General features: G+C 69.0%; 22 protein-coding genes, 1 tRNA gene and 1 pseudogene. 21 read left to right on the top strand and 3 right to left on the bottom strand.

Annotated features, from left to right (window positions below):
- Nucleotides 1-75: 75 nt before the first annotated feature.
- The 5 genes from ihfA to LJE69_RS00790 all read left to right on the top strand — a co-directional run bounded on the left by ihfA (nucleotide 76) and on the right by LJE69_RS00790 (nucleotide 4,060).
- Nucleotides 76-375: an integration host factor subunit alpha gene (ihfA, locus tag LJE69_RS00770; protein WP_296920227.1), complete on the top strand. Its 300-nt coding sequence runs from the start codon at nucleotides 76-78 to the stop codon at nucleotides 373-375.
- Nucleotides 356-724, top strand: coding sequence for a MerR family transcriptional regulator (locus LJE69_RS00775; RefSeq protein WP_296920230.1), 369 nt, complete (start codon nucleotides 356-358; stop codon nucleotides 722-724). The genes ihfA and LJE69_RS00775 overlap by 20 nt, the downstream gene beginning before the upstream one ends.
- A 39-nt stretch (nucleotides 725-763) precedes the next feature.
- Nucleotides 764-840: transfer RNA gene (locus LJE69_RS00780), tRNA-Pro, on the top strand.
- A gap of 159 nt (nucleotides 841-999) precedes the next feature.
- Nucleotides 1,000-3,405 carry a carbamoyltransferase HypF gene (gene hypF, locus LJE69_RS00785; RefSeq protein ID WP_296920233.1) on the top strand — a complete coding sequence of 802 codons (2,406 nt, stop codon included), beginning with the start codon at nucleotides 1,000-1,002 and terminating at the stop codon, nucleotides 3,403-3,405.
- Between the two features lie 103 nt (nucleotides 3,406-3,508).
- Entirely contained in the window at nucleotides 3,509-4,060 is a 552-nt protein-coding gene (locus LJE69_RS00790; RefSeq protein WP_296920235.1) for a hypothetical protein, read from the top strand.
- Nucleotides 4,061-4,199: 139 nt separating this feature from the next.
- Here LJE69_RS00790 and nadB read toward each other — a convergent pair whose 3' ends face one another.
- A complete protein-coding gene (gene nadB, locus LJE69_RS00795; protein WP_296920238.1) occupies nucleotides 4,200-5,831 on the bottom strand; it encodes an L-aspartate oxidase in 1,632 nt (543 codons plus the stop codon).
- A 508-nt stretch (nucleotides 5,832-6,339) separates the two neighbouring features.
- Between nadB and rpoE the strand changes: the two genes are divergently transcribed.
- The 16 genes from rpoE (at nucleotide 6,340) to LJE69_RS00875 (ending at nucleotide 22,164) form a co-directional block, all read left to right on the top strand.
- Nucleotides 6,340-6,918: an RNA polymerase sigma factor RpoE gene (gene rpoE / locus LJE69_RS00800; RefSeq protein ID WP_296920241.1), complete on the top strand. Its 579-nt coding sequence runs from the start codon at nucleotides 6,340-6,342 to the stop codon at nucleotides 6,916-6,918.
- Between the two features lie 55 nt (nucleotides 6,919-6,973).
- Nucleotides 6,974-7,528, top strand: a complete 555-nt coding sequence (locus LJE69_RS00805) for a sigma-E factor negative regulatory protein (RefSeq protein WP_296920242.1) — start codon at nucleotides 6,974-6,976, stop codon at nucleotides 7,526-7,528.
- Nucleotides 7,529-7,569: 41 nt separating this feature from the next.
- A complete protein-coding gene (locus tag LJE69_RS00810; RefSeq protein WP_296920245.1) occupies nucleotides 7,570-8,526 on the top strand; it encodes a MucB/RseB C-terminal domain-containing protein in 957 nt (318 codons plus the stop codon).
- A 153-nt stretch (nucleotides 8,527-8,679) separates the two neighbouring features.
- On the top strand, nucleotides 8,680-9,174 hold the full coding sequence (locus LJE69_RS00815) for a SoxR reducing system RseC family protein (RefSeq protein WP_296920247.1): 495 nt from the start codon (nucleotides 8,680-8,682) through the stop codon (nucleotides 9,172-9,174).
- A 299-nt stretch (nucleotides 9,175-9,473) separates the two neighbouring features.
- Nucleotides 9,474-10,934 carry a DegQ family serine endoprotease gene (locus tag LJE69_RS00820; protein ID WP_296920250.1) on the top strand — a complete coding sequence of 487 codons (1,461 nt, stop codon included), beginning with the start codon at nucleotides 9,474-9,476 and terminating at the stop codon, nucleotides 10,932-10,934.
- Nucleotides 10,935-11,088: 154 nt separating this feature from the next.
- Nucleotides 11,089-12,894 (top strand): translation elongation factor 4, encoded by a 1,806-nt coding sequence (gene lepA / locus LJE69_RS00825; RefSeq protein WP_296920253.1) that lies wholly within the window; start codon nucleotides 11,089-11,091, stop codon nucleotides 12,892-12,894.
- Nucleotides 12,895-13,106: 212 nt separating this feature from the next.
- Nucleotides 13,107-13,982, top strand: coding sequence for a signal peptidase I (lepB, locus tag LJE69_RS00830; RefSeq protein ID WP_296920256.1), 876 nt, complete (start codon nucleotides 13,107-13,109; stop codon nucleotides 13,980-13,982).
- Between the two features lie 26 nt (nucleotides 13,983-14,008).
- Nucleotides 14,009-14,437 carry a DUF4845 domain-containing protein gene (locus LJE69_RS00835; RefSeq protein ID WP_296920259.1) on the top strand — a complete coding sequence of 143 codons (429 nt, stop codon included), beginning with the start codon at nucleotides 14,009-14,011 and terminating at the stop codon, nucleotides 14,435-14,437.
- Nucleotides 14,434-15,144 (top strand): ribonuclease III, encoded by a 711-nt coding sequence (rnc, locus tag LJE69_RS00840; protein WP_296920261.1) that lies wholly within the window; start codon nucleotides 14,434-14,436, stop codon nucleotides 15,142-15,144. The genes LJE69_RS00835 and rnc overlap by 4 nt, the downstream gene beginning before the upstream one ends.
- Entirely contained in the window at nucleotides 15,137-16,024 is an 888-nt protein-coding gene (gene era, locus LJE69_RS00845) for a GTPase Era (RefSeq protein WP_296920263.1), read from the top strand. The genes rnc and era overlap by 8 nt, the downstream gene beginning before the upstream one ends.
- A 254-nt stretch (nucleotides 16,025-16,278) precedes the next feature.
- Complete coding sequence (recO, locus tag LJE69_RS00850) at nucleotides 16,279-17,040, top strand: DNA repair protein RecO (protein WP_296920266.1); 762 nt, start codon at nucleotides 16,279-16,281, stop codon at nucleotides 17,038-17,040.
- 46 nt (nucleotides 17,041-17,086) lie between these two features.
- A complete protein-coding gene (gene pdxJ, locus LJE69_RS00855; RefSeq protein ID WP_296920269.1) occupies nucleotides 17,087-17,839 on the top strand; it encodes a pyridoxine 5'-phosphate synthase in 753 nt (250 codons plus the stop codon).
- A gap of 411 nt (nucleotides 17,840-18,250) precedes the next feature.
- Nucleotides 18,251-19,870, top strand: coding sequence for a 2,3-bisphosphoglycerate-independent phosphoglycerate mutase (gene gpmI, locus LJE69_RS00860; RefSeq protein WP_296920272.1), 1,620 nt, complete (start codon nucleotides 18,251-18,253; stop codon nucleotides 19,868-19,870).
- 63 nt (nucleotides 19,871-19,933) lie between these two features.
- Nucleotides 19,934-20,146: a hypothetical protein gene (locus tag LJE69_RS00865; RefSeq protein WP_296920275.1), complete on the top strand. Its 213-nt coding sequence runs from the start codon at nucleotides 19,934-19,936 to the stop codon at nucleotides 20,144-20,146.
- Nucleotides 20,147-20,189: 43 nt separating this feature from the next.
- Nucleotides 20,190-21,434, top strand: a complete 1,245-nt coding sequence (locus LJE69_RS00870) for a glucose-1-phosphate adenylyltransferase family protein (RefSeq protein ID WP_296920278.1) — start codon at nucleotides 20,190-20,192, stop codon at nucleotides 21,432-21,434.
- Nucleotides 21,435-21,477: 43 nt separating this feature from the next.
- Nucleotides 21,478-22,164 (top strand): endonuclease, encoded by a 687-nt coding sequence (locus LJE69_RS00875; protein ID WP_296920281.1) that lies wholly within the window; start codon nucleotides 21,478-21,480, stop codon nucleotides 22,162-22,164.
- A 189-nt stretch (nucleotides 22,165-22,353) separates the two neighbouring features.
- Here the strand turns inward: LJE69_RS00875 and LJE69_RS00880 are convergent, their stop codons facing one another.
- Together LJE69_RS00880 and LJE69_RS00885 are read right to left on the bottom strand one after the other, a co-directional pair.
- The gene (locus tag LJE69_RS00880; RefSeq protein WP_296920286.1) at nucleotides 22,354-24,636 is read right to left on the bottom strand and encodes a hypothetical protein; all 2,283 of its coding nucleotides are present in this window, start codon (nucleotides 24,634-24,636) and stop codon (nucleotides 22,354-22,356) included.
- Between the two features lie 385 nt (nucleotides 24,637-25,021).
- Nucleotides 25,022-25,401, bottom strand: a pseudogene (locus tag LJE69_RS00885) (hypothetical protein); the annotation flags it as partial.

Raw genomic sequence — 25,401 nt, forward strand, 5'->3', positions numbered from 1 at the left:
GGAAAATGGGCCCGGGAGATTTGCCCAGAAAATTGGCCCGATAGCGGTACCGATCGGAGCACAACGAGACTCGCAATGGCATTGACGAAGGCAGACATGGCCGAGCACCTCTACGAAGAGTTGGGCCTTAACAAGCGCGAGGCGAAAGAGGTCGTCGAATCCTTCTTCGAGGAGATCCGCGCGGCGCTCGAGCAGGGCGAGCAAGTGAAGCTGTCCGGCTTCGGCAATTTCGATCTGCGCCAAAAGAAGCAGCGTCCGGGACGCAACCCCAAGACAGGCGAGGAGATCCCCATCACGGCCCGGCGCGTGGTGACCTTCCGCCCGGGTCAGAAGCTCAAGTCGCGGGTCGAAGCCTATGCCGGACTCGACCAATAGCGTCGACGATCTGCCGCCGATCCCCGGCAAGCGCTATTTCACCATCGGTGAGGTGAGTGAGCTCTGCGACGTGAAGCCGCACGTGTTGCGCTACTGGGAACAGGAGTTCCCACAACTCAAGCCTGTGAAGCGCCGCGGCAACCGCCGCTACTACCAGCGCCACGACGTGGTCATGGTGCGCCAAATCCGATCGCTGCTGTATGAGCAGGGCTTCACCATCGGTGGCGCCCGCCAGCAGCTCTCCGGCGAGTCCGCCAAGCACGACAGCTCCCAAAGCCACCAGATCGTGCGCCAGATGCGTCTGGAGCTCGAAGAACTGCTGCACGACCTGAAGCGCCGGCACCACTAGATTGACAGCGCGGCGTCCAACACGTATTCTGGCCGGCTTCCGGGCGTAGCGCAGTCTGGTAGCGCACCACAATGGGGTTGTGGGGGTCGCAGGTTCGAATCCTGCCGCCCGGACCAAACAAAACGCCGCCTTGGCTGACGCCAAGGCGGCGTTTTTTTTCGCCTGCCCGTTTTCCTCGACCGTTGCGCCCCTCTGTTGTGCCTGACGGTTGCCGATAGCGGGTGTAATGCGGCACAAAGGGGAATCATCGCCACACCGCGAGGGTCCATACGCCCATGGCCCAGACACCAGACCCGCCATCCGCCAGCACCGGCGAGCTGATCCGCGTCCGTGGGTTGGTGCAGGGCGTCGGCTTCCGGCCTACCGTCTGGCGCCTTGCCCGCGACCTGGGCCTCGCCGGTGGCGTGCGCAACGACGGTGACGGGGTGCTGATCCGCATCGCCGGCGCGGCTGCCGACATCGAGGCCTTCTGCCGCCGGTTGGTTGCCGAGCAACCGCCGCTGGCGCGCATCGATGGCATCGAGCGCGGCGCCTGGGACAGGGCAGGGCAGGCCGGTGCGGACTTCGTCATCGAGCACAGCGCCGCCACCGGCGTGCACACCGGCGTGGTGCCGGACGCGGCCACCTGTCCCGCCTGCCTCGCGGAAATCCGTGACCCGGACAACCGCCGCCACCGTTATCCCTTCACCAACTGTACGCACTGCGGCCCCAGGCTCAGCATCGTCCGCGCCATCCCTTACGATCGCGCGAATACCAGCATGGCGGCCTTTCCGATGTGTCCGGACTGCGCGGCGGAGTATCGGGACCCGGCGGACCGGCGCTTCCACGCCCAGCCCAATGCCTGCCCGACGTGCGGACCTCGGGTCTGGCTCGAGTGGTCGGACGGCACGGTGCTCGATCCGGCCGAACGGGGCGCCGCCGATGCCGTGGCCGCCGCAAGCGCGCTGCTGGCGGCCGGCCGCATCGTCGCCATCAAGGGCATCGGCGGCTTCCATCTCGCCTGCGACGCTGCCGATGCCGGCGCCGTCGCCGAGCTGCGCCGGCGCAAGGGCCGCTACGCCAAGCCGCTGGCGCTGATGGCGCGCGACCTCGATGTCATTGCCTGCTATGCGGACCTGGACGCGGCCGCCGCCGAGCTGCTGCGTCAACCCGCCGCACCCATCGTGCTGTTGCCGGCTCGGCCCGGAAGCGGACTCGCACCCGGCGTCGCGCCAGGGCAGACGACCCTCGGCTTCATGCTGCCCTACAGCCCACTGCACCATCTGCTGCTGGCGGACTGGGACCGGCCGCTGGTGATGACCAGCGGCAACCGCAGCGAGGAGCCGCAGTGCATCGACAACGACGACGCGCGCAGGCGCCTTGGCGGTATCGCCGATGCCCTGCTGCTGCACGACCGCGACATCGTCAACAGGGTGGACGACTCGGTGGCGCGGATCATGGACGGCGCACCGCGGCTATTGCGCCGCGCACGCGGCTTCGCGCCGGCGCCGCTGACCCTGCCCGAGAGCATGGCCTCCTTGCCGCCGGTGCTCGCGATGGGCGGCGAGCTCAAGAACACGCTGTGCCTGCTCCAGGACGGCCAGGCGGTGCTCTCGCAGCACTTGGGCGACCTGCACGACGCCGCTACGGCGCGGGAGTTCGAGCACACCATCGCGCTGTACCGGGCGCTCTACGAGCACCGGCCCGCGGCTGTTGCCGTGGACGCCCACCCGGGCTACCACGCCAGCGAGGTGGGCCGGCGGCTTGCAGCGGAGCTGGGCGTCCCCGCCATCGAGCTTCAGCACCACCGCGTCCACATCGCCGCCGTGCTCGCCGACAACGGTTACCCGACCGACGGTGGGCCCGTGCTCGGCATCGCGCTGGACGGCTCCGGCTACGGCGACGACGGCACGGTCTGGGGTGGCGAATGGTTCGTCGGCAGCTACACCGACCTGCGCCGCGTCGCGCGCCTCGCTCAGGTGCCGCTGCCGGGCGGCACTCGCGCCATCCTCGAGCCCTGGCGGATGCTGTTTGCACACCTCGATGCCGCCTTCGGCTGGGACGCTTTCCAGGCGCGCTTTGGCGGTCTGCGCCTTGCTCGGTACTTCGCCAAGCGGCCGGTGGACCTGCTGCGCCGGATGACCGCGAGCGGCCTCAACGCACCGCTCACGTCGTCCTGCGGCCGGCTCTTTGACGCAGTGGCGGCGGCGGTGGGCGTCTGCACCGAGCGCATCGCCTATGAGGGGCAGGCTGCCATCGAGCTGGAGACCCACTGCCGCCCCCTCGACGCCGTGGCTGGCTATCCGTTCGACCTCGGCGGCGCTGGCGGGCTGCGCGTGCTGGATCCAGCACCCATGTGGCAATCCCTGTGCGAAGACCTCGCCGCCGGAGCCGAGGTGACGCAGGTCGCCACACGCTTTCATCGTGGCCTCGCCGAGGCCGTGACGGCGTTGTCGGTGGAATTGGCAGCGGCCCACGATGTCGGGACGGTTGCTTTGTCCGGCGGCGTATACCAGAACCGAACCCTGTTCGAGGCCCTTGCGGCTGGGCTGCGGGCCGCGGGGCTCAGGGTGTTGAGCCACCGCCGCGTGCCGAGCAACGACGGCGGACTCGCGCTCGGGCAAGCGGTTGCCGGTGCGCTGTTGTTACAGGCAACGGACACAGGGCGCGAATCGCGCGCGGCGTTGCCACGTGGTGACTAGCGTAGCAATGTGCAGAGCAGACGGAGCGGCCGCAGGCCGGCTGATATCCGGCTGATATACTGACCTGACCGGGAAGTGGTCCGGCGACAACCCGGGATTAGGCATGGCCCTGGCACAGGAAGACATCCAGTTCATCAAAGACCATCTCGGCGAGTGGCTGGCGGAGCAATCGCTCGGCAAGCCGCCAGCGGTCTACGAGGTGGAACTGCGCGAGCGCATGGTGCGGGTAGAGGAGGAGCTGAAGCATCAGCGCGAGCTGATGCGCGAAGGCTTTCAGCGCATGGACCAGCGCTTCGAAGCGGCCGAGCAGCGCTGGCAGGATCTGCGTGAGGACATTCTGGCGCGGTTCGAGCAGGTGGACAAACGTCACGAGCAGCTGCGCGAGGACATGTTGGCGCGCTTCGAGCAGGTCGACAAGCGCTTCGAGCAGGTCGACAAGCGCTTCGAGCAGGTCGACAAGCATTTCGAGCAGGTCGACAAGCGTTTCGAGCAGGTCGACAAGCGCTTCGAGCAGGTCGACAAGCGCTTCGAGAGCGTCCAACAGGATATTCGCGAGCTGCAGCGGCGCATGGACCGCTTCCTCGTTTGGTCGTTCGGCACAACCGTGGCCGTCGGCGGACTGGTAGTCAGCCTGGTCAAATTCTGGAATCCGTAAGGCGTGGGCGAAACGCTCGTCCTCCATCACAAGCGCCGGGCGCATGGCTCCAAGGGCTCGGCTTCGTCGCGGGACCCCGCGAAGGAGGCGAGGGCCTCGGCCATGAAACCCGGGCGCGCGTCGTGGTCGCAGGCACCGGTCAGCTTTGCCAGCGCTCCGGCCGCGGGCTGTAGCGGTCCGGAATCAGAATGGTCGGGCTGCGCTGGGATTCATCGGACAGCGGGAAGTCCAGGGTGTAGTGCAGGCCGCGGCTCTCGCGGCGGCGCTGGGCGGACTGGACGATGAGGTCCGCGACTTCCACCAGGTTGCGCAGCTCCAGCAGGTTGGTCTCGACGCGGAAGTCGCTGTAGTTCTCGATGATCTCCTGGCGCAGCAGGTCGATGCGCCGCTTCGCGCGCGTCAGCCGTTTGTTCGTGCGCACGATGCCGACGTAGTCCCACATGAAGCGGCGCAGCTCTTCCCAGTTGTGGGAGATCACCACCTCTTCGTCGGCCTCGGTGACGCGGCTTGCGTCCCAGGGCGGGGTCTCGGGCGGCTCGGGCCAGCCGTCGGCCAGGGATTCGATGTCGGCCGCCGCCAGCTCGCCGAACACCAGGCACTCCAACAGCGAGTTGCTGGCCATGCGGTTGGCGCCGTGCAGGCCGGTGTAGGCGGCCTCGCCGATGACATAGAGCCCGGGCAGGTCGGCGCGGGCGCGGGCGTCGGTGAGAATGCCGCCGCAGGTGTAGTGCGCCGCCGGCACCACCGGGATGGGCTCTGTGGTCATGTCGATGCCGAGCTCCAGGCAGCGCGCCTGGATGGTGGGGAAGTGCTCGTGGATGAACGCCGGCTCGCGGTGGGAGATGTCCAGTAGCACGTACTTGCTGCCGATGCGCTTCATCTCGTGGTCGATGGCGCGGGCAACGACGTCGCGCGGCGCCAGCTCCGCACGCTGGTCGAAGCGTGGCATGAAGCGGTCGCCGTTCGGCAGCAGCAGCCGGGCGCCTTCGCCGCGCAGCGCCTCGGTGACCAGGAACGACTTGGCCTTGGGATGATAGAGGCACGTCGGGTGGAACTGGATGAATTCCATGTTCACCGCGCGGCAGCCGGCGCGCCAGGCCATTGCGATGCCGTCGCCGGTTGCCACGTCGGGGTTGCTGGTATAGAGGTAGGCCTTACTGGCGCCCCCGGTGGCGACGACGATGAAACGCGCGAGAAAGGTCTCCACCTCGCCGGTCTGGGTGTTCAGGCAGTAGGCGCCGATGCAGCGGTGCTCGCCGGCGCCGAGCCGCTGCGCGTCGATGAGGTCGATGGCGGTGTAGAACTCGAACAGGTCCACGTTGGGCAATGCGCGCACGCGGCCCTCCAGCGTGTCCTCCACGGCCCGGCCCGTGGCATCGGCGGCATGCACGACCCGGCGGTGGGAATGGCCACCCTCACGGGTCAGGTGATATCCCTCGGCATTGACGTACTGCTCGTCGCGCGTGAACTTCACGCCCTCGTCCAGCAGCCAGCGGATGTTCTCGGGACCATGCTCCACCACCAGCCGGACGATGCGCTCGTCGCAGAGCCCGGCGCCGGCAACCAGCGTGTCCCGCACGTGGGCATCCACCGAGTCCGCCGCATCCAGGACGGCCGAGATGCCGCCTTGGGCATAGAGGGTATTGCCTTCACGCAGCTCGCGCTTGGACAGGACCGCGACATGCAGCGCCGGGACGAGCCGCAGCGCAAGGCTGAGGCCGGCGGCGCCGCTGCCAATGATGAGCACGTCGTGGCGATGGGGCGGGTTCATGGGCACTTCCAGTGGTTGCATCCGGGCCGATCATCGCACGGTCTGGGCGGGCGGCGCGGTGGTGGTGTCGGCAGGCGGGTCGGTCGTCCTGCAATCTGGCCGGCCGACGGCTCTGCGGGGAAACGTGCTCCCACGGGGCGAAGGCGTCAAGCACTTGGCTCGTGTCTATTCCCGCACGCTCGGGGGAAGTCCTTATTCCCGAGGTCGCGAAATATGGACAAAACATGGACGTACTATGAATGATGCTGTGCATCATTTGACTTTGTCGCAATGCCCCGTTTTGATGCAACGTTTCGCCCGCATGTTGTCGAGCAACAAGCGGGCCGTCGGCGCGACGCGCTGGGAACCGAGCCGGTCGCGACGGCGCCGTCACCCATGCTTGCGCTGCGTCAGCTCTTACGTGAGCCCACGCGTGGCGTTCCGCGAACTTAATATTGCTGGTGAGTGTCAATGGCTACATGCAACAGGCGTGGCCCGGTCGCGCGCTCATCCGGCGCCGGAAGGCGCCATGAGTGAGCGTGAGGCGGACCAGGCGCTGGTGGAGCGCGCGCAGCGCGGGGACGGTCGCGCCTTTGACCTGCTGGTGCTCAAGTATCAGCAACGGGTGGCGGCGCTGATTAGCCGCTACCTGAGGGACAATACGGAGGTGATGGACGTGACCCAGGAGGCGTTTCTGAAGGCCTACCGGGCACTGCCGGGCTTCCGCGGTGAAAGTGCCTTCTACACCTGGATCTACCGGATCGCCATCAACACCGTGAAGAACTACATGGTTGCACAGGGTCGGCGGCCACCTGGCGAGGATGTAGAAGCCGAGGTGGCGGAACAGATGGACATGGGCGGGCGGCTGCGCGAGCACGCCACGCCGGAGCGCGAGCTACTGACGGACGAGATCGCCGAGAATGTGCAGGCGGCCCTGGACGGCCTGCCGGAGGATCTGCGCACGGCCATCGTGCTGCGTGAACTGGAAGGTATGAGCTACGAGGAGATCGCCACCGCCATGTCCTGTCCCATTGGCACGGTCCGCTCGCGCATCTTCCGCGCGCGTGAGGCCATCGACAAGCGTCTGCGACCCTTGCTGACGCCATGATCCGGCGTTTTTCCGCCGCAGACGTTCGGGCAACACAGCGAATCGGGGGTTCTGAATGAGCACGGAGCAGCAGAGGCAGCGCATCTCCGCCCTGGTGGACGGTGAGTTGGGCCGCTTCGAGGCGGCCGCGGCCATCAACGATCTGACGCGCTCGCCGGAGCTTGCGGCGTCCTGGGAGCGCTGGCACCTCATCGGCCGAGCGCTGCGGGGCGAGCCGAATACCCTGGCCGCCCGCGCCACCGCCGCGCGGGTGCGTGCGGCCGCGGATGCACAGCACTTGTCGGGCCGCGGCCGCAGGCCGCCGCGCTCCCGGCGCCCGGGTGCCTGGCAGCCGATCGGCGGTGCCATTGCAGCGGGGCTGATGGTGGTCGGTTTGGCGCTGTTCCTGACCAAGCCGGTGAGTCAACAGCAGGGCGGCATACATGGTTTCGCCGGCACGCCCGCGCCACTGCCGGCGCAACCGGTCGCCGAGCGATGGCAGCAGGCGGACCCGGTCGTGCGCGCACGGCTCGACCGCCTGCTGGTCAATCACCAGGAGCAGGTGGCGGGCCTCGGTAGCCCCGGTGTGGCGGCCTATGCGGCTGTCATCGGCTACGAGCGCCTGCCTTGATGGTGCGGTCTCGGCGATTGGGCGGCACGACGCCCGGGAACATGATGCGTCCGCGGCGTGCGTTCCTGTTGGCCTTGTGCGTGGTGGCGGCACTGTGGCTGTGCGCGCTCGTCGCGCAGGCCGCGGAGGCGCCGCAACGGCTGCTGGAGCGCATGAACCGCGCGCTCGAGCAGGTGGAGTTCAACGGCACCCTGGTCTATCTGCACGGGCAGGACCTTGCCGCCCTGCGTGTCACCCACAGGATCAAGGACGGCAACCCGGGCGAAAGCATGCTGTCGCTCACCGGTCCCGTGCGCGCATTGTCGCGCCACGCGCGTGGCGTCACCTGCATGCTGCCGGATGCCGCCCCGCTGACGGTACCCAAGGCGCACGGCCGGCGCGGCATGCTGCGCAAGGTGCCGCTCGACTTCGAGCGCCTGAGCGCCTACTACGACATCCGGTACCTGGGTCAGTTTCGCGTCGCTGGCCGCGACACCGATGTGGTCGGTGTGCTGGCGCAGGACGGCTTTCGCTATGGCTACCGGTTCTATCTGGACAAGGCCAGCGGTTTGCCGCTGAAGCTGGATCTGCTGGACGAGGACGAGACGCCGGTCCAGCAGATCATGTTCACCGACATCGCCATCGAGGGGCAGGGCGACGCGGGCGCCGAACCCGCGGGCGGAGGGTCACCGGAGCAGGTGCCCGCGCAGGCCGACGCTGGCCCCAACTGGCTGTCGGCAGCATTGCCGCCGGGATTTCACGTCGTCTCGGAGGAATCGCTCCGGCGTGACGATGGCGCCAGCATCCACCAACTTGTCTTGAGCGATGGACTGGCGTCGTTCTCCATCTATCTGGAGCCGCCACTCGACGGCGCCCTGCAGGGCGAGTCGCGGCTCGGCGCCGTCAGCGCGGCCGGCGGACGCGTCGGCGAGCAGCAGGTGACCGTGGTGGGCGAGGTGCCACCGGCGACCGTGCGCATGGTGCTCGAGGGCACCGATCCGCCGGATCAACCCTGGTGAGCGCGTGGTGAGCGCGCCCGTGCGGCTACGTAGCGGAGAGACAGACAAGCGGAGCGGGACCGACGCCGGTGCCGGTTTCGATTAACAGTTGCGCAAAGCCAGGAAGCAGCGTAATTTTACTCGGCTTTACTGCACCCTGTCGGACCCGAAGCCGTGATCGAAGAACAGGCCATTGTCCTGCGCGCAGACGCCGAGGTCGCCTACGTGGAGGCGATTCGCCGCAGCGCCTGCGGCAGTTGCCATGCGGCCTCCGGCTGCGGCACGTCGCTGCTAGAGCGTTACTTCGGCCGCCGGTCTCTGCGCATGGAGTTGGACAATCCCCTCGGCGTGGCCGCGGGCGAGACCGTGGTCATCGGTGTGCCGGAAGGCTCCATGCTGCGGGCTGCGGTGGCGGCCTACCTCGGCCCACTTGCGGGGCTCATCCTGGGCGCCATCGCCGGCCAGCAGTGGGCCTTGTCGGGTGCAGCTTCGGGCAGCGATTGGCCAACTCTGCTCGGCGCGGCCGCCGGCTTCCTGCTCGCGCTGACCCTGGTGGCGCGATACGGCCGCACGCTGGCGCAGGACCCACGCTATAAGCCGGTGCTGCTGCGCCGCGAGGTGTCCGAGCGTGTGCCCGTGCGGGTGTCGGCGCCGGTGACCTTCCGCTGAGAGCGTTGCCTCATCGGGCAGCGCCTGCCGCGGGCTGGCGCACATCATGCAGTGGTTGGACATCGGGCCCGTGAACGCGCCCGAGGGCGTTCCGGTCGGACGACGTCTCACGCGCACATCGCCCACGCGCACATCGTCTGATCTGGCTGTCCCATCATGCGCAACGGCCAGACGGCGAGAGTCGCAGCATCCTGCCGCGGCCCGCTCTGTTATCTTTGCGCGATGACCGCAGGCCCAAGGGCTTGGCGGCAGTTCTGCTGCGCAACTGCGATCCATCCAGCGACCAAACGCACGCCCAGATGCCCATCAACACGCGAATCCTGCTCTGTCTGCTGGCGCTGGTGCTGCCGGCATCGCACGCCGGGGCGACGGTGCCGGCCGTTGCCCCGACGCAGACGCCAGGCACCTCGCACCGCTTCGGGCTGCCGGATTTCACGGCGTTGGTGAAGCGCTACGGTCCCGCGGTGGTCAACATCAGCACCAAGCAGAGCACGCTGTACGGTCCCCAGGACTTCGGCGACGAGGAGGGCCTCGGCGAGGACAGCCCCCTATACGACTTCTTTCGTCGCTTCTTCGGGGAGGAGGGGCCGCTGCCGGACGAGGGCGAGAACGGACGCTCCCTGGGCTCTGGTTTCATCCTGTCGCCGGACGGCTATGTGCTGACCAATGCTCATGTGATCGAGGCTGCCGAGGAGATCATCGTCCGCACCAGCGACCGCCGGGAGTTCGTCGCTCGGGTGATCGGCGCCGATGAGCGCAGCGACATGGCGCTGCTCAAGGTCGACGCAGACGACCTGCCGGCAGTAAAGATCGGCTCGGCGGGAGACCTCCAGGTGGGAGAGTGGGTGCTGGCCATCGGCTCCCCGTTCGGATTCGAGCATTCCGCCACCGCCGGCATCGTCAGTGCCAAGGGCCGCAGCCTGCCCTCCGAGGACTACGTGCCCTTTATCCAGACCGATGTCGCCATCAACCCCGGCAACTCGGGTGGGCCGCTGTTCAACCTCGACGGCGAGGTGGTCGGCATCAATTCACAGATCTACAGCCGTACCGGCGGCTTCATGGGCCTGTCGTTCGCCATTCCCATCGACGTGGCCATGGACGTGGTGCAGCAGCTCAAGGAAAAGGGCCGGGTCAGCCGCGGCTGGCTCGGCGTGCTGATCCAGGACGTGACGCGCGAGCTGGCGGAGACCTTCGGCCTGAGTCATCCGTACGGTGCCCTCATCGCGCAGGTGCTGCCGGACAGCCCGGCGTCGGCGGCCGGGTTGCGCGCCGGTGACATCGTGCTGGCGTTCAATGGCAAGGAGGTGACCACGTCCGGCAACCTGCCGCCCCTCGTGGGCGCAGCCAAGGTCGGCGATGAGGCCATGTTGACGGTGCTGCGCGACCGCGAGACCATCGAGCTGCCGGTGCTGCTCTCGGAGCTGCCGGAGGACGATGCCATCGTCGTCTCCCCCGGCCAGGTGGAGCAGGCCACCGCGGATCGTCTCGGACTGGTGGTGGAAGATCTCGGCCCCGACGAGCGCGAGCGCCTCGGCATGGACAAGGGCGGGGTCATGGTCGAGAGCGTGGAGCACGGTCCGGCACAGGAGGGCGGCATCCGCGCCGGCGACATCATCATCAGTTTCGACAACAAGCCGGTGACGGACACCGAGCGCTTCCGCCAGTTGCTGGACGCGGTCAAACCGGGGACCTCGGTAGCCGTACTGGTGCAGCGCGGGGACGGACGCATGTTCTATCCGGTCCGCATTCCCGCGGAGTGACGCCCACGCGAGCGCTCGCCAACCGCCGGCGCACGCTCCGCCGCAGGCCGCGGCGCCGTACCGATCGGGACCATCGCCTGCTGCGGCTCGTGGCCGCTGCAGATGCTCCGCGCGCGCTATCGCGGCGCGCCGCCTAGCCAGGATCTTCTTCCAGATGTCGGATCAAAAGCACATCCGCAATTTCTCCATCATCGCCCACATCGACCACGGCAAGTCCACCATTGCGGACCGCTTCATCCAGCACTGCGGCACGCTCACGGAGCGCGAGATGGCCGAGCAGGTGCTGGACTCCATGGATCTCGAGCGCGAGCGCGGCATCACCATCAAGGCGCAGAGCGTGACGCTGGACTATCCGGCCCGGGACGGGCAGGTGTACGAGCTGAACTTCATCGATACCCCCGGGCACGTAGACTTCTCCTACGAGGTGTCGCGCTCCCTGGCCGCCTGCGAGGGGGCGCTGCTGGTGGTGGATGCGGCCCAGGGCGTCGAGGCGCAGAGCGTCGCCAACTGCTATACCGCCATCGACCTCGGGCTCGAGGTGCTGCCGGTGCTGAACAAGATCGACCTGCCGTCGGCGGAGCCGGAGCGGGTGATCCGCGAGATCGAGGAAATCATCGGACTGGAGGCGCACGATGCGCTGCGGGTCAGCGCCAAGACCGGCGTGGGCATCCCGGACCTGCTGGAGATGCTGGTGAACCGCATCCCGCCGCCGGAGGGCGATGCCGATGCGCCCTTGCAGGCGCTCATCGTCGACTCCTGGTTCGACTCCTACGTGGGCGTGGTCTCGCTGATCCGCGTCGTCAACGGCACGCTGCGAAAGCGCGACAAGATCAAGGTCATGTCCACCGGGCGCGTCTACCAGGCCGACAGCATCGGCGTGTTCACGCCGAAGAAGACCGAGCGCTCCGTGCTCGGGGTCGGCGAGGTGGGCTTTCTGATCGCCGGCATCAAGGAGATCGACGGCGCCCCGGTGGGCGACACGGTCACCGGCGCGGAGCGGCCGGCCGCCGCGCGGCTGCCCGGATTCCGGCAGATCCAGCCGCGCGTCTTCGCCGGCCTCTATCCGGTGTCCTCGGACGACTACGAGGATCTCAGGGACGCGTTGGGCAAGATCCGCCTCAACGACTCGTCACTGTTCTACGAGCCCGAGACCTCCCAGGCGCTCGGCTTCGGCTTCCGCTGCGGCTTCCTCGGCATGCTGCACATGGAAATACTGCAGGAACGCCTGGAGCGCGAGTACGACCTCGATCTGATCACCACGGCGCCGACGGTGGTCTACGAGGTCCTGAAGGCCGACGGCGAGACCGTCAACGTGGACAACCCCGCGAACCTGCCGGACACCGGCAGCATCAACGAGATCCGCGAGCCCATCATCGAGGCGCACATCCTGGTGCCGCAGGACTACCTGGGCGGCGTGATGAATCTGTGTATCGAGAAGCGCGGCGTGCAGAAGCACCTCCAGTACCTGGGCGGGCAGGTGCAGGCCACCTACGAACTGCCGCTGAACGAAGTCGTGCTGGACTTTTTCGACCGGCTCAAGTCCGTGAGCCGCGGTTACGCCTCCTTCGAGTACGAGCTGAAGCGCTTCCAGGCGTCGGAATTGGTGCGGCTGGATGTGCTCATCAACGGCGAGCGGGTGGACGCCCTGTCGCTCATCGTCCATCGCAGCAACGCCATGTCCCGCGGCCGCGAGCTGACCGAGCGCATGAAGGAGGTGATCCCGCGGCAGATGTACGAGGTGGCCATCCAGGCCGCCATCGGCAGCAAGATCATCGCCCGCACCACGGTGAAGGCACTGCGCAAGAACGTCACCGCCAAGTGCTACGGCGGCGACGTGACCCGCAAGCGCAAGCTGCTGGAGAAGCAGAAGGCCGGCAAGAAGCGCATGAAGCAGGTGGGGCGCGTGGAGATCCCGCAGGAGGCGTTCCTTGCGGTGTTGCAGACCGGCAAGGATAATTAAACGTTTGGCCCCGTGGGAGCGGCGTCCCCGCCGCAATTTCCCCTCGAGACGACCGGCCGGTCGGAACGATTGGTGCTCGCGGGTGGACGTGTTGGCCTGCCCACGCTTCCCCAAGGCGCCGGTCGGTTGCATCCCCGAGGGCTGCGCAATCGAGCCCGGATAGCCGCGCCGCGCACACTGAGCCGTATCGCCGCAGACATTCCCGAATCGCTATGACATTCGATTTCCCGACCTTTCTCGTGGCCGCGACGGCGCTGACCGGCGGCATCTGGCTGGTGGACGCGCTGGCGTTCGCACCGCGCCGCCGCCGTCTGGCCGAGCAGGCCGCCGCCGGCGGTGCGGGCGGAGAGGGCGCTGCTGCCGAGGCGGTGCAGCCCGCCGCCGCCCGCTACCGCGAGCCGGTGCTGGTGGAGTACGCGCGCTCCTTCTTCCCGGTGATCCTCGCGGTGCTGCTGCTGCGCTCCTTTCTGGTGGAGCCGTTCCGCATCCCATCGGGTTCCATGATGCCCACGCTGTTGGTGGGGGACTTCATCCTGGTCAACAAGTTTGCGTACGGGCTGCGCTGGCCGGTGCTGAATACCAAGTTCCTGAAGTTGGGCGAGCCGCAGCACGGTGACGTGGTGGTGTTCCGCTACCCGGGCGACGAGTCCGTCGACTACATCAAGCGTGTCGTCGGCGTTCCCGGAGATCAAATCTACTACCGCGACAAGACCGTCTACGTGAACGGCGAGCCGGCCCCTCATTTGCCGCAGCCGTCGTACGTGGGCGAGGGCGCCGGCGCCGGCCAGACCGGTGCGCAGCAGGCACTCGAGGACCTCGACGGCGTCCAGCACGATATCCTCATCAATCCGCGCGCGCGCGACCTGCCGCCCGGCTGCAACGTGCTCGCCTACGGCCCCGTCACGGTGCCGGACAACGCCTATTTCGTCATGGGCGACAATCGCGACAACAGTAATGACAGCCGCTGCTGGGGCTTCGTGCCGGAGGGCAACCTGGTGGGCAAGGCATTCGCCATCTGGATGCACTGGGATAGCCAGCGCCACGGGTTACCCATCGTCTTCAGCCGGATCGGCGACGTGATCCATTGACGGGCCCCGGACGATCGCAGGTCGAGATGAGTGCCCAGCCGAACCAGCGCCGCCAGCCTTGGTCTCACCCTCGCTGCGGTCGCCGTCTCCGCCGCCGGCAGCGCGGCCTGAGCTTCACCAGCGCCGTTTTCGGCCTGCTGCTGGTGGTGTTCTTCGGCACCATCGCCATCACCATGCTGCCGTCGTACGCCGGTTTCTGGCAGGTACGCTCCATCATGAATGGGCTTCAGGACCGGCCGGACATAATCGCCAAGGGCCCGCGAGGAATCACGTCCAGCCTCGGCACCCTGCTCAGCGTCAATGGCATTCGCGACCTCCATGCCAGGGACTTCAAGCTTGAGCGCGAGCAGGGCGGCTACAAACTGATGTTGGACTATGACGTCCGCAAGCATCTGTTTTTCAATGTGGATGTCGTGATGGCCTTCAACCACGAGGTGCTGCTGCGCAGCCCATGAGCATGGACCCGCAGGCGCTTGTGCAGACCCTGCTCGGCAAGGGCGGCCGACTGCGGGCGGACTTGCTCGAGCGAGCGCTGACCCATCGCAGCGCCGGGCGCAACAACAACGAGCGCCTGGAATTTCTCGGCGATGCAGCCCTCGGGCTGGTGATGGCCGAGGCGCTGTGGGCGCGCTTTCCTGACGCCGATGAGGGTGAGCTCAGCCGCCGCCGCGCTGCCTTGGTCAACAAGGACAGCCTGGCCGAGGTGGCCCGCGCGCTGCGTCTCGGCGACTACCTGCGTCTCGGTGCCGGCGAGCTGCGCACTGGTGGTCACACGCGGGACTCGATTCTCGCGGATGCAATGGAGGCCATCATCGGCGCCGCGTATGCCGACCTCGGCCTCGATGCCGCGCGGACCATGGTGCTGCGGATCTTCGCCGAGCCGCTGGAGCGGGTCGCCGCCCGCGATGCCGTCAAGGACCCCAAGACACGCCTGCAGGAGTGGCTGCAGGCACGCCGCCGCCCCGTGCCCGAGTACAGCGTCATCACGCTCTCTGGCGCGGCGCATGATCAGCACTTCGTCGTGCTCTGCAGGCTCCCTGACGATGCGGCCGAGACCCGAGGGCAGGGCGGCAGCCGCCGCCGTGCCGAGCAGGATGCCGCGGCTCGGATGCTGGCAGCGCTGACGGACCAGGTCTACGAGCAGGTTCCCGGCAATGACTGAGCACACCGGCACCGTCGCCATCGTCGGCCGGCCCAACGTGGGCAAGTCGACCCTCCTCAACCAGCTGCTGGGCCAAAAGCTGGTCATCACCTCGCACAAGGCGCAGACCACGCGGCACGCCATCCTTGGGGTCAAGAGCCGGCCAGACGGCCAGATCCTGTACGTGGACACGCCGGGCCTGCACCGGCGCGGCGAGAACGCCCTGAACCGGATGCTGAACCGCACCGCCCGCGCCGCGCTCGCCGACGTCGACCTCATCGTGCTGGTGCTGGAGGCGCCGCGCTTCACCGACGAGGACCAGCTCGCGCTCGAGGCGGTCGCCGCGGCCGGGCCGCCGGTGCTCGCGGCGGTCAACAAGGTGGACCGGCTCAAGGACAAGACCACGCTCTTGCCGTATCTGGAAGCGCTGGCGAAGCGCCACGACTTCATCGACATCGTGCCCCTGTCCGCGCGCACCGGTGACCAGGTGCAGGTGCTGGAGGACCAACTGCTGGCGCGGCTGCCGGAGGGTGAGCGGATGTTCCCCGACGACCAGCTCACCGACCGCTCCGAGCGCTTCTTCGCCGCCGAGCTGCTGCGCGAGCAGCTGACCCGCCGCTATGCACAGGAGCTGCCCTACGCCGTCACCGTCGAGATCGAGCGCTTCGAGGAACAAGGCGGGCGTTACCTGATCCACGCCCTCATCTGGGTGGAGCGCGAGACCCAGAAGGCCATCATCATCGGCCGCGGCGGCGAGGCACTCAAGGCCACCGCCAGCGAGGCGCGCCAGCAGATGCAGCGCATGTTCGGCTGCCCGGTGCACCTGGAGGTCTGGGTCAAGGTCAAGCAGAGCTGGAGCAGCGACGAGGCGGCCCTGGTGAGCCTGGGCTACGGCGATTAGTGCAACAGTGCGCAAGTCCCGAGACCGTCTCAGGTCGTCGTTGTCGTAATCGTGGTCGTGGTCGGATACTCGACAACGACAACGAAACCAGTGCATTCATGCGGGAGTATCGAGGCCACTGTCGAGGCCGCCCGCGGCGCTGATCCGTGTCGCCCTGGAGGACGACACTGACGCCGCGGCTGTCTTGATGCGCTGGGGTCGATCCCGATCTCACTTGCGATACCGACTTCGATTTTCGGTGGCGACGCGCTGCGATGAATCGCGACCTGCTCCAACCGGCCTACGTGCTGCATCGCCGCGACTACGGTGACACCAGCCTCCTGCTGGAAATCTTCACGGCCGGCCACGGCCGCCTGCCGGTGGTTGCCAAGGGCGCACGGCGGGCGCGGCGCGCCGGTAGCAGTCAGGCGGCGCTGCTGCAGCCCTATCAGCCCCTGCTGCTCGCCTGGAGCGGCCGTGGCGAGGTCAAGACCCTGACCCGCGCCGAGCCCGCCGGTCGCGCGCCGATGCTCGTGGGAGACGCCCTCTACTGCGGTTTCTACGTCAATGAGCTGCTGCTGCGCCTGCTCGGGCGGCAGGACGGCGACCAGGTGATCTTCGCCGCCTACCAGACCGTGCTGGCGGAGCTGGCCGGCGGTGGCGACGTGGAAACGGGGCTGCGGCGCTTCGAGCTGACGCTGCTCGGGCAGTTGGGCTACCGCCCGCCGCTGGACCGCGATGCCGACACCGGCGAGCCCATCCGCGCCGATCTGCGCTATGTTTGCGACCCGGAGCGCGGCCCGGTACCGGCGCCCCCGGGCGAAGTGCCGTCTGCTGCCGCGGGCGTCGTCAGCGGCGCCACGTTGCTGGCGCTGCAGGCGGGCGCCGAGCTCGCGGCGGTTCAGGCCCGCGAGGCTCGCGACCTGATGCGCCTCCTGCTGGCGCCGCACCTGGGCGAGCGGCCGCTCCAGAGCCGGGCCTTGTTCGCCGCCCGGCGGCGGGCGGAGGTCGGCGCGTTCGGGGACAGACCCCTTTGACGCGTTCTCGATTCCCATCCATCGCTTGCAAGGAGCCACCATCACGATGCCCCAGACCCACGGCGCGCCGATACTGCTAGGCGTCAACATCGACCACGTCGCCACCCTGCGCGAGGCCCGCGGCACCCGTTACCCGGAGCCCATCCAGGCGGCGCTGGTGGCCGAGCACGCCGGCGCCGACGCCATCACCCTGCATCTGCGCGAGGATCGCCGGCACATCCAGGACCGTGACGTCGAGCTGCTGCACGGCATTCTGCAGTCGCGGATGAACCTGGAGATGGCGGCGACGGCCGAGATGGGTCGCATCGCGAGCCGCATCCGGCCGGCGGACTGCTGCCTGGTGCCGGAGCGCCGTGCGGAGCTCACCACCGAGGGTGGCCTCGATGTGGTGGGCCATCGCGAGCACCTCAGCGATTTCTGCGCCATGCTGGCGGAGGCGGGTGTGCGCGTGTCGCTGTTCATCGACGCCGACCCGGTCCAGCTTGACGCCGCTGCCGAGGTGGGCGCGCCGGTGGTGGAGATTCACACCGGCCACTATGCCGATGCCGAGGGTGCAGAGGCACGCTCGGCAGAGCTGGCGCGCATCACCACGGCCGTCGAGCACGGGCTGAGCCTGGGCCTGCAAGTGAACGCCGGCCACGGACTCGACTACCACAACACCGCGGCCATCGCCGCGCTGCCCGGCGTGCGCGAGCTCAATATCGGCCACGCCATCATCGCGCGGGCCGTCTTCGGCGGCCTCGCCGCGGCGGTGGCGGACATGAAGGCCATCATGCTGCGGGCCGCGGCGACGCGCTGAGCCGCCGCGCCGAGGCCCGAATCCGGCGACGGTCCGGCTGCCCCTGCCCGAGCATCCCCGCAAGCCCCACCGGCAGGCCGCCGGGGGCGGTTTGCGCGCACTTCCATGGCGGAAAGTCACAGGCTGCGTTTGCGTGGCTCGCCGCTATCTTGTTTGCGCATGGCGTCGTAGCCGCGCGCATTCCGTCCGCCGTAGATTGCACAAACACCGTGCGGGACGCACCGACAGAGTGCAGCCAGGGACTTGCCGCCGCGAGCTCGCGGCAGACGGCGCGCCATCAGGAACAGTTGAATGACCTTATCGGACATTGCGGCACGATTCTTGCAGATTTTTTCGCAATCGTGGAAGCGAGAATCCTTGCAAGTCGTTAAGCGAAACCATCGGCAACCGCAGGCCGCAACGGAGACCCTCATGACCCCTGTCAATGCACCGTCGACGCCCGCGACCGTTCCGGCGCAGCCCCCGGCGCAACCGGTGGTGCTGGTGATCCTGGACGGCGTCGGCCTCAACCCGAGCAAGCTCAACAACGCCGTGGCCGCGGCCAATACGCCGCGCCTCGACGAGTACTTCTACCGCTACCCCTTTACCGTGCTGGACGCCTCCGGCGGCGGCGTCGGTCTGCCCGAGGGGCAGATGGGCAACTCCGAGGTGGGCCACATGACCCTGGGCAGCGGCTGTACCGTGCGCCAGGACCTCGTGCTCATCGACGACGCGATCGCCGACGAGAGCTTCTATGCCAACCGCGCGCTCATCGCTGCCGCCGACGCCGCGAAGGCCGCGGGCCGGCCCCTGCATCTGCTGGGGTTGGTGTCCGATGGCGGCGTGCACTCCCATGCGCGGCACCTGATGGCGCTGGTGGAACTGTGCCGGCAGCGCCGCGTGAAGCCGCTGCTGCACATGATCACCGACGGCCGTGACACGCCGCCCAAGTCCGCGCTCAACGACCTGCACGAGCTGGAACAGGCCCTGGACGACGCCGGCGGCGGCTTCGGCACCGTCAGCGGTCGCTACTACGCCATGGACCGCGATCGCCGCTGGGAGCGCACCGAGCGCGCCTGGCGTGCCATCGTGCTGGGCAAGGGCCGCGGCGCTGCCGATGCCCGTGCCGCCATCAGCGCCGCCTACGCCGCCGGCGAGACCGACGAGTTCATCCAGCCGAGCGTCATCCAGGGCTACCGTGGCCTGCAAGCGGGCGACCCGATGGTGCTGTTCAACTTCCGCAAGGATCGCCCGCGGCAGATCGCCGCCGCGCTGGCGCTGGCGAGCTTCGACGGCTTCGACCGCGGCGACGCGCCGCGCGCCGCCATCACCTGCATGATGGAGTACGACAAGTCGCTGGGGCTGCCCTTCGCGTTCGTGCCGGAGGCGCCAGCGGTGGCGCTGAACCGCTACCTTAGCGACCTGGGCATCCGCCAGTTCCACTCCGCCGAAACCGAGAAGTACGCGCACGTCACCTTCTTTTTCAACGGCGGTGTCGAGCAGCCCGCCGACGGCGAGGTGCATCGCCTGATTCCGTCCCCGACGGTGCGCACCTACGACCTCAAGCCCGAGATGAGCGCGCCGCAGGTGGCGGACGCCGTGGTGGAGGCCATCGAGAGCGAGCAGTACGGCTTCATCGTCGTCAACTTCGCCAATGGCGACATGGTGGGCCATACCGGCGATATGCGGGCCGCCGTGCGCGCCGTGGAGGCGGTGGACACCTGCGCCGGACGCGTCCTGGACGCCGCCGTGGCCCATGGCTGCGCGGTGCTGCTGACGGCCGATCACGGCAACTGCGACCTGATGCTTGATCCCGAGATCGACGAGCCCCACACCCAGCACACCACCCATCCGGTGCCCCTGCTGGTGGTGGACCGTCAGCGCTGGCTGTTGGCCCCGGCCGGCACCCTGGCGGACGTCGCACCGTCCGTGCTGCAACTGATGGGCTTGCCGGTGCCGGCGGCGATGACCGGCCGCTCGCTGCTGTTGCGGGCGCTGGAGTCACGGTCTGGCGCGCTGCTCGACGAGCGGCGCATGGCCGAGGCCGGCTGAATCGCACCCATGGGCATGATGCTTCACTCGTACGCACTCTCTTACCCAGAGCGGAGGCCGCTCATGCCGCAACCGAAAGCGTCCCGGCCCGGGCGCCGCGGACACCTGTCCGCGGTGCTGCATCGGCTCGCGCTGCTGCTGACACTCGTCATCGGCGCCAGCGCCCTGGTCTACAATGCCGTCAGCATCGTTAACGGCGACGCGGGGCTGATGGGTCTGACCAAGCTCTTCGACGCCGCGAAGACCGATTCGGCGTTATCGTCGCGCCGCGGCTGAGGCAGCGGCGGGCGCTGCCGCCGCCACCTGCAAGCCCCCGATCATGCCCAGCGCCACCCTGACCTTCGTTTTCGCCATCGAGCGCGGCGCCCCCGCGCCCTTGACCCTGCACCGCACCAAGGCCGCGGTGCCCTTCGCCGGCAAGTACCGCGTCATCGATTTCACCCTGGCCAACTGCCTGCATTCCGGGCAGCGCCAGGTGCTGGTGCTGACGCAGTACAAGTCGCATTCACTGCACAAGCACTTGCGCGATGCCTGGTCGTTGTTCAACGCGGAGCTGGGCGAGTTCATCACCGCCGTGCCGCCGCAGATGCGCGGTGGCAGCGGCTGGTACGGTGGCGTGCTCGACGCGCTGCGCCAGAACCGCTACCTCATCGAGCGCTCCCGCGCGAAGCACTTGCTGCTGCTCGACGGCGGCGTCGTCTATCGCATGGACTACGCCGAGCTGATCCGCTGTCACCGCGAGCAGGGCGCCGGCGTGACTTGCGCGGTGCGTCCCGCGGGCGGGGCGCTGGCACCCTGCGAGGTGATGCTGGACTGCGATGCCGCGGACCGGATCATCGGTCTGCACCCGACGCCCGCGGACCTGCCCACGGACACGCTGTTCGACGCCCCCATGGGCGTCTACGTGGTGGACAGGTCGCTGCTGCTGGCGGAGCTGGATGCGCTGGCGGCGGCCGAGGCGGACGCGGCGCCGGCCGCCTTCGCCGAGTCCCCGCCGGGCGCCGGGGCGGATCTCGCCACCCACCTGCTGCCGCGGCTGCTGGACCGCGAGACGGTCTGCGCCTACCGCTTCGGCGGCGAGCGCGGCCGCGTGACGCCGGACCGCTATTGGAGCGACCTCGGCTCCACCGACGCCTATTTCCGCGCCAACATGGCGCTGCTGGCGGCCGATCCGCCGCTGGACCTGTACCAGGCGGACTGGAACATCCTCACCTATCAGGGCCAGTACCCGCCGGCGCGCACCGTGCCCGGCCCCAAGTCCGGCAACGAGGGCATTTTCGTCAACTCCATGCTCGCCTCCGGCACCGTGATTCGCGGCGGCGGCGTCAGCCACTCCGTGTTGTTCCCGCTGGTGCAGGTGGAGGACGGCGCCATCGTCGACGAGGCCATCCTGTTCGAAGGGGTCAAGGTGGGCGAGGGCGCCCAGATCCGCCGCTGCATCTGCGACAAGGACGTCGTCATCGGCCCCGGCGAGCGCATCGGCTTCGACCGCGCCGCTGACGAGGCGCGCTTCGATGTCTCGCCGGACGGGATCGTCGTGATTCCGAAGGGGCAGACGGTCTGAGCAGCGCTTCCGGCCGGCGCCGCGGCTTGCCCGACCCGCGTCGATGAGTCCCGACGGCTATCCGCAGCAGTCGGCCGCCCGGGTCGGCCCGCGCATGCGCGCCGTGTTCGAGGTGCTGCTCGCCGCCCACGGCCCCCAGCATTGGTGGCCCGCCGAGACGCCCTTCGAGGTGATGGTGGGCGCCATCCTCACCCAGAACACCGCCTGGACCAACGTCGAGAAGGCGCTCGCGCGCGTTACCGGGCGCATCGCGCTGTCGCCTGAGGCGCTCGCGGGCCTGCCGCGACCGGAGCTGGCGGACATGCTGCGCCCGGTGGGCTACTTCAACGTCAAGGCGCAGCGGCTGCAGCGCTTCTGCGCCGAACTGCTGGACGCCGGCGGCGAGGCGGCCCTGGCGGCCGAGGACACCGCGGCCCTGCGCCGGCGCCTGCTCGCCATGCACGGCGTCGGGCCTGAGACCTGTGACGACATGCTGCTCTACGCCTTCGAGCGGCCCGTCTTCGTCGTCGATGCCTACACCCGCCGGCTGTTCGGCCGCCTCGGCATGCTCACCGGCACCGAGGGCTATGAAACGATCCGCGCCCTGTTCGAGCAGGTGCTCGGCCCCGACACCGCGCTGTTCAACGAATACCACGCCCTCATCGTCCGCCACGCCAAGGACGTCTGCCGCTCGCGGCGACCGCTGTGCGATGGCTGCGTGCTCCGGGGCGGCTGCCCCGGAGCGGTTTGAAGGCACGCGAACCAAGCGGCCCCGCGGCTTCGCTTCACGCGCCCGGCGCCGTGGGAGCGGCGTCCCCGCCGCGATTGCCGCGGCGCCGCAGGTCGGGCCGACGCCAGGAGGCCCGACGCCGTCGTTGCCGTCGGGCTTCGCTATCGCTTAGCCCGACCTATGGACTCAGAACGTTTCGTGCCGTTCCGCTCAGGTCTCGGGCAACTCCTTCGCGTAGAGCACCGACCACTCGGCCACCTCGCCGGCGCAGTCGCGCGCGACCCGCTCGGTGGCGAGCAGGGCGTCCGCACTCCAGCCGCCAAGGTCCTGCGCCGGGGCGCTGGTGGCGGCCTCGATGCGCTGAAGCAGCCGCGAGAGCTGCTGCCAGCGCCCGCCAGTGAGCTGCGTCGGGCGGGATTCGTCGTCCTCGGGCCGGCCGCCGAGCAGTCGGGCCAGGTGCGCGGAGCGCTCCGCCAGGCGCCGGCACTCGCTCTGGAATCTGAGGCCGCTCAGCGCTGCCACCGCCGCCGGCAGCAGCGCCACCAGGAACATGAGCCAGGGCGCCGCCAGGTGTGCCCGCGGCGCGACGGACGCCGGCATGGTGCCGGCCAGCTCCCAGGCGACGATGCCGAGATCCAGCATCACCACGGCCACCACGGCGCTGCTCAGACGGCGCGCCGCGCGCTCCGTGAGCCGATCCAGCCGGCCCATGACGCGGGCGTTGTCGGCGTGATAAGCCACCTGCCCACGCACCCAGTGCTCGCGCACCACGGCCAGCGCGCCGCGCGGCCGCGGGCGCACCACGCGCACCTGGAGCGTGCCGCCGTTCCAGCCGGGCAGGGTCTCGTGCGTGCCGAAGTCGGCCGGTGAGACGGACCGCAGGATGGCATCGAACAGCCAGTCCACCGCGCTCTGGCGCGCCACCCGGGAGGCATACTGCGCCGCCAGCGCCGGCGGCGGTTGGAAGCTGCCGGCAAGCGGCAGGTAGTACATGGCCCGCAGCCGCTCGGCGAGGTAACGATAGTCCACCGCCAGGTCGCTCCAGTGCTCGGCATTGGCGCGCTGGGTGTTGCGGGCGATGAACCAGACGATGGCGAGCTTGGCGAACCCGAGCAGCAGCAGGGTCGGCACCAGCCAGTCGCGCGGGGCCGGCTGCCCAGCGTGCGCCCCAACGTCGGCCCCAACGTCGGCACCAGGGCCCGCAAGCGCGGTCTGCGGCGCGTGCTCGATGGCCTCGACCGTCATCGTCAGCAGCTTCGCCGCCTCGCTCTGGCCTTCGCCGAGCAGCACCAGGCTTAGCCCCGCCAGCAGCACCGCCGCCACCGCGAGCCCGTAGCCGAGCACGAAGGCACCGCGGTAGAGGCCGCCGTAGTGGTGGTTGAGCTTGCGGGCGCGGTCGCGCCAGCGGTGGTAGGGAGATAGCGTCTCGTCGAAGGCGCTTTCTCCAGCGCTGGCGCTCGCGCCGGCACCGGCCGACGGCGGGCTCATGGCGCCACCGCCGGAGCCGCGCTCCAGCCAGCCCTTGAGCCAGGTCCAGGCGCGCTTGCGCCAGCGGTCCGCGACGTACTCCCGCTCAGGCGCCGGCGGCACGTCTGCGCCCTCGAAAAAGCGCGTGAGCTGCGCCATGGCTTTGCTGCCAGAGCCGTCGTCAGAGCCGCCGCCAGAGCCGCTCGCCTCCAGCGCCGGATCGGCGACCAGCCGGCGCACCAGCGCATCGATGTCGCGGTCCAGCACAGCGTCCGCCGGCGGCGGCAGGAACAGCACCGAATCCAGGTCGTCGTCCGGCTCCAGCAGGCGGATGGAGGCATCGTCGCTGTCGATGAAGATCACCGGCAGCCCGAAGCGCAGCGCCGCGGCGATGGTCTCCAGGGTGCCGCCGGCCTTGCCCGGCGCGCGCGGGTCCGCCGCCGCCACCAGCAGGTCCGCCTGGCGCAGCAGCATCGCCGACTGGGCGCGGTAGCCCTTCTTGCGCTGGGCGGCGGCAAGGTCCGTGTCGGGCTCCGGCTTCTCGTGGATGCCGTCCAGCTCCACGATGTAGCTGCATGCCGCGGCCTGGCGGTCGAATTCCGCCAGGAACCAGCCATGGCGGCTCGCGCGGTAGCGCTGGATGCCGAAGGGCAGCACCGCCGCCAGCTCGGTCGCCAGGCAGGGCCGCGCCGGATCGGCGGCGCCCGTGTCCGGCAGCACGTCCAAGCGCTCCAGTGCCAGCACAGCGGCCGTGTCCGCGCCCTCGCAGAGGCCGGTGATCAGCCGCAGCAGGGGTGGGCGCGTTGCGTCGTAGAAGCCGGTGATCTTGGGCTCGCTGCCCGCCGCTACCGGCACCCCCGGCGTCAGCGCCGCCAGCCGCCGGCCGATGCTGCCCAGCACCCGGTCCAGCGCCGGGGCCAATCGCGCCTCATCGTCGGCCGTGAGATTGCGCCGCCCGGCGAAGCCGACGCGCAACACCACCCGCGGGCAGGGCGGCAGGGTGCTCGACTGCTCGGCCTCCATCATGGCCATCGCTCCTCGTGTTGTTCTTGCTGTTTACGCGGTTTCATCTGGCCCCCCACGCTTTGCGCAAGCATCCTCGGTCGATGGGCCTGTGGGAGCGGCACGCTTGGTGCCGCGACCGGCGCTGGCCTTGTGGGAGCGGCACTCCTGGTGCCGCGACCGGCGGCAAGGCAGCCCACCACGCCCCGATTAACCGCCAAACGGCAGCCAGTCGCGCGGCCCCGATCGCGCCACAAAAGGCAGTGGCGCTCCCACGGCGCGGGTGCGTCTTTAGCAGCCCCTATGGCAAGTCGGGTTACGCGATCGCTAACCCGACCTACGCCGGACCCTGTCTCCATGCGCAACGCGAAGTCTCGCCCAGTTCCGGGCGCGTCGGAGCCAGGCGAGGTTATCCCATCTGCGCCTTGAGCTGGGCATGGAGCTGCATGATGGGCGGGTCGAAGGTGATGCCGGCGTTGATGTAGCGGTCGAGCAGTGCGTAGAGCGCCGCCAGGTGCGCGGAGGCGGCAGTCTGGTCGCCGGTCTGCATCGCGAAGACCGCGAGCTTGTAACGGGACACGGCCAGGTCCCGCGCCGGCGCCGCGGAGTCGGGATTGGCGTCCAAGAGCCGCTCGCTGATCTCCAGATCGCGCTGGTAGGCGGCGAGCGCGCGCTCGGCATCGCCGGGCAGGCCGCGGGCGGCGAGGAAGTCGGCGATTCGCTCCAGGCTCACGGAGACATCGCGGGCGGCCTGGGCGGAGTCGGGATTGGCGTCCAAGAGCCGCTCGC

The sequence above is a fragment of the Thiohalocapsa sp. genome (assembly GCF_022340605.1).
GTDB lineage: Bacteria > Pseudomonadota > Gammaproteobacteria > Chromatiales > Chromatiaceae > Thiohalocapsa.

What these genes read in the sequence shown, in the direction of transcription:
- ihfA (WP_296920227.1), top strand. Translation starts at nt 76, where the DNA reads ATGGCATTGACGAAGGCAGACATGGCCGAGCACCTCTACGAAGAGTTG.
- LJE69_RS00775 (WP_296920230.1), top strand. Translation starts at nt 356, where the DNA reads ATGCCGGACTCGACCAATAGCGTCGACGATCTGCCGCCGATCCCCGGC.
- hypF (WP_296920233.1), top strand. Translation starts at nt 1,000, where the DNA reads ATGGCCCAGACACCAGACCCGCCATCCGCCAGCACCGGCGAGCTGATC.
- LJE69_RS00790 (WP_296920235.1), top strand. Translation starts at nt 3,509, where the DNA reads ATGGCCCTGGCACAGGAAGACATCCAGTTCATCAAAGACCATCTCGGC.
- nadB (WP_296920238.1), bottom strand. Translation starts at nt 5,831, where the DNA reads ATGAACCCGCCCCATCGCCACGACGTGCTCATCATTGGCAGCGGCGCC.
- rpoE (WP_296920241.1), top strand. Translation starts at nt 6,340, where the DNA reads ATGAGTGAGCGTGAGGCGGACCAGGCGCTGGTGGAGCGCGCGCAGCGC.
- LJE69_RS00805 (WP_296920242.1), top strand. Translation starts at nt 6,974, where the DNA reads ATGAGCACGGAGCAGCAGAGGCAGCGCATCTCCGCCCTGGTGGACGGT.
- LJE69_RS00810 (WP_296920245.1), top strand. Translation starts at nt 7,570, where the DNA reads ATGATGCGTCCGCGGCGTGCGTTCCTGTTGGCCTTGTGCGTGGTGGCG.
- LJE69_RS00820 (WP_296920250.1), top strand. Translation starts at nt 9,474, where the DNA reads ATGCCCATCAACACGCGAATCCTGCTCTGTCTGCTGGCGCTGGTGCTG.
- lepA (WP_296920253.1), top strand. Translation starts at nt 11,089, where the DNA reads ATGTCGGATCAAAAGCACATCCGCAATTTCTCCATCATCGCCCACATC.
- lepB (WP_296920256.1), top strand. Translation starts at nt 13,107, where the DNA reads ATGACATTCGATTTCCCGACCTTTCTCGTGGCCGCGACGGCGCTGACC.
- LJE69_RS00835 (WP_296920259.1), top strand. Translation starts at nt 14,009, where the DNA reads ATGAGTGCCCAGCCGAACCAGCGCCGCCAGCCTTGGTCTCACCCTCGC.
- rnc (WP_296920261.1), top strand. Translation starts at nt 14,434, where the DNA reads ATGAGCATGGACCCGCAGGCGCTTGTGCAGACCCTGCTCGGCAAGGGC.
- era (WP_296920263.1), top strand. Translation starts at nt 15,137, where the DNA reads ATGACTGAGCACACCGGCACCGTCGCCATCGTCGGCCGGCCCAACGTG.
- recO (WP_296920266.1), top strand. Translation starts at nt 16,279, where the DNA reads ATGAATCGCGACCTGCTCCAACCGGCCTACGTGCTGCATCGCCGCGAC.
- pdxJ (WP_296920269.1), top strand. Translation starts at nt 17,087, where the DNA reads ATGCCCCAGACCCACGGCGCGCCGATACTGCTAGGCGTCAACATCGAC.
- gpmI (WP_296920272.1), top strand. Translation starts at nt 18,251, where the DNA reads ATGACCCCTGTCAATGCACCGTCGACGCCCGCGACCGTTCCGGCGCAG.
- LJE69_RS00865 (WP_296920275.1), top strand. Translation starts at nt 19,934, where the DNA reads ATGCCGCAACCGAAAGCGTCCCGGCCCGGGCGCCGCGGACACCTGTCC.
- LJE69_RS00870 (WP_296920278.1), top strand. Translation starts at nt 20,190, where the DNA reads ATGCCCAGCGCCACCCTGACCTTCGTTTTCGCCATCGAGCGCGGCGCC.
- LJE69_RS00875 (WP_296920281.1), top strand. Translation starts at nt 21,478, where the DNA reads ATGAGTCCCGACGGCTATCCGCAGCAGTCGGCCGCCCGGGTCGGCCCG.
- LJE69_RS00880 (WP_296920286.1), bottom strand. Translation starts at nt 24,636, where the DNA reads ATGATGGAGGCCGAGCAGTCGAGCACCCTGCCGCCCTGCCCGCGGGTG.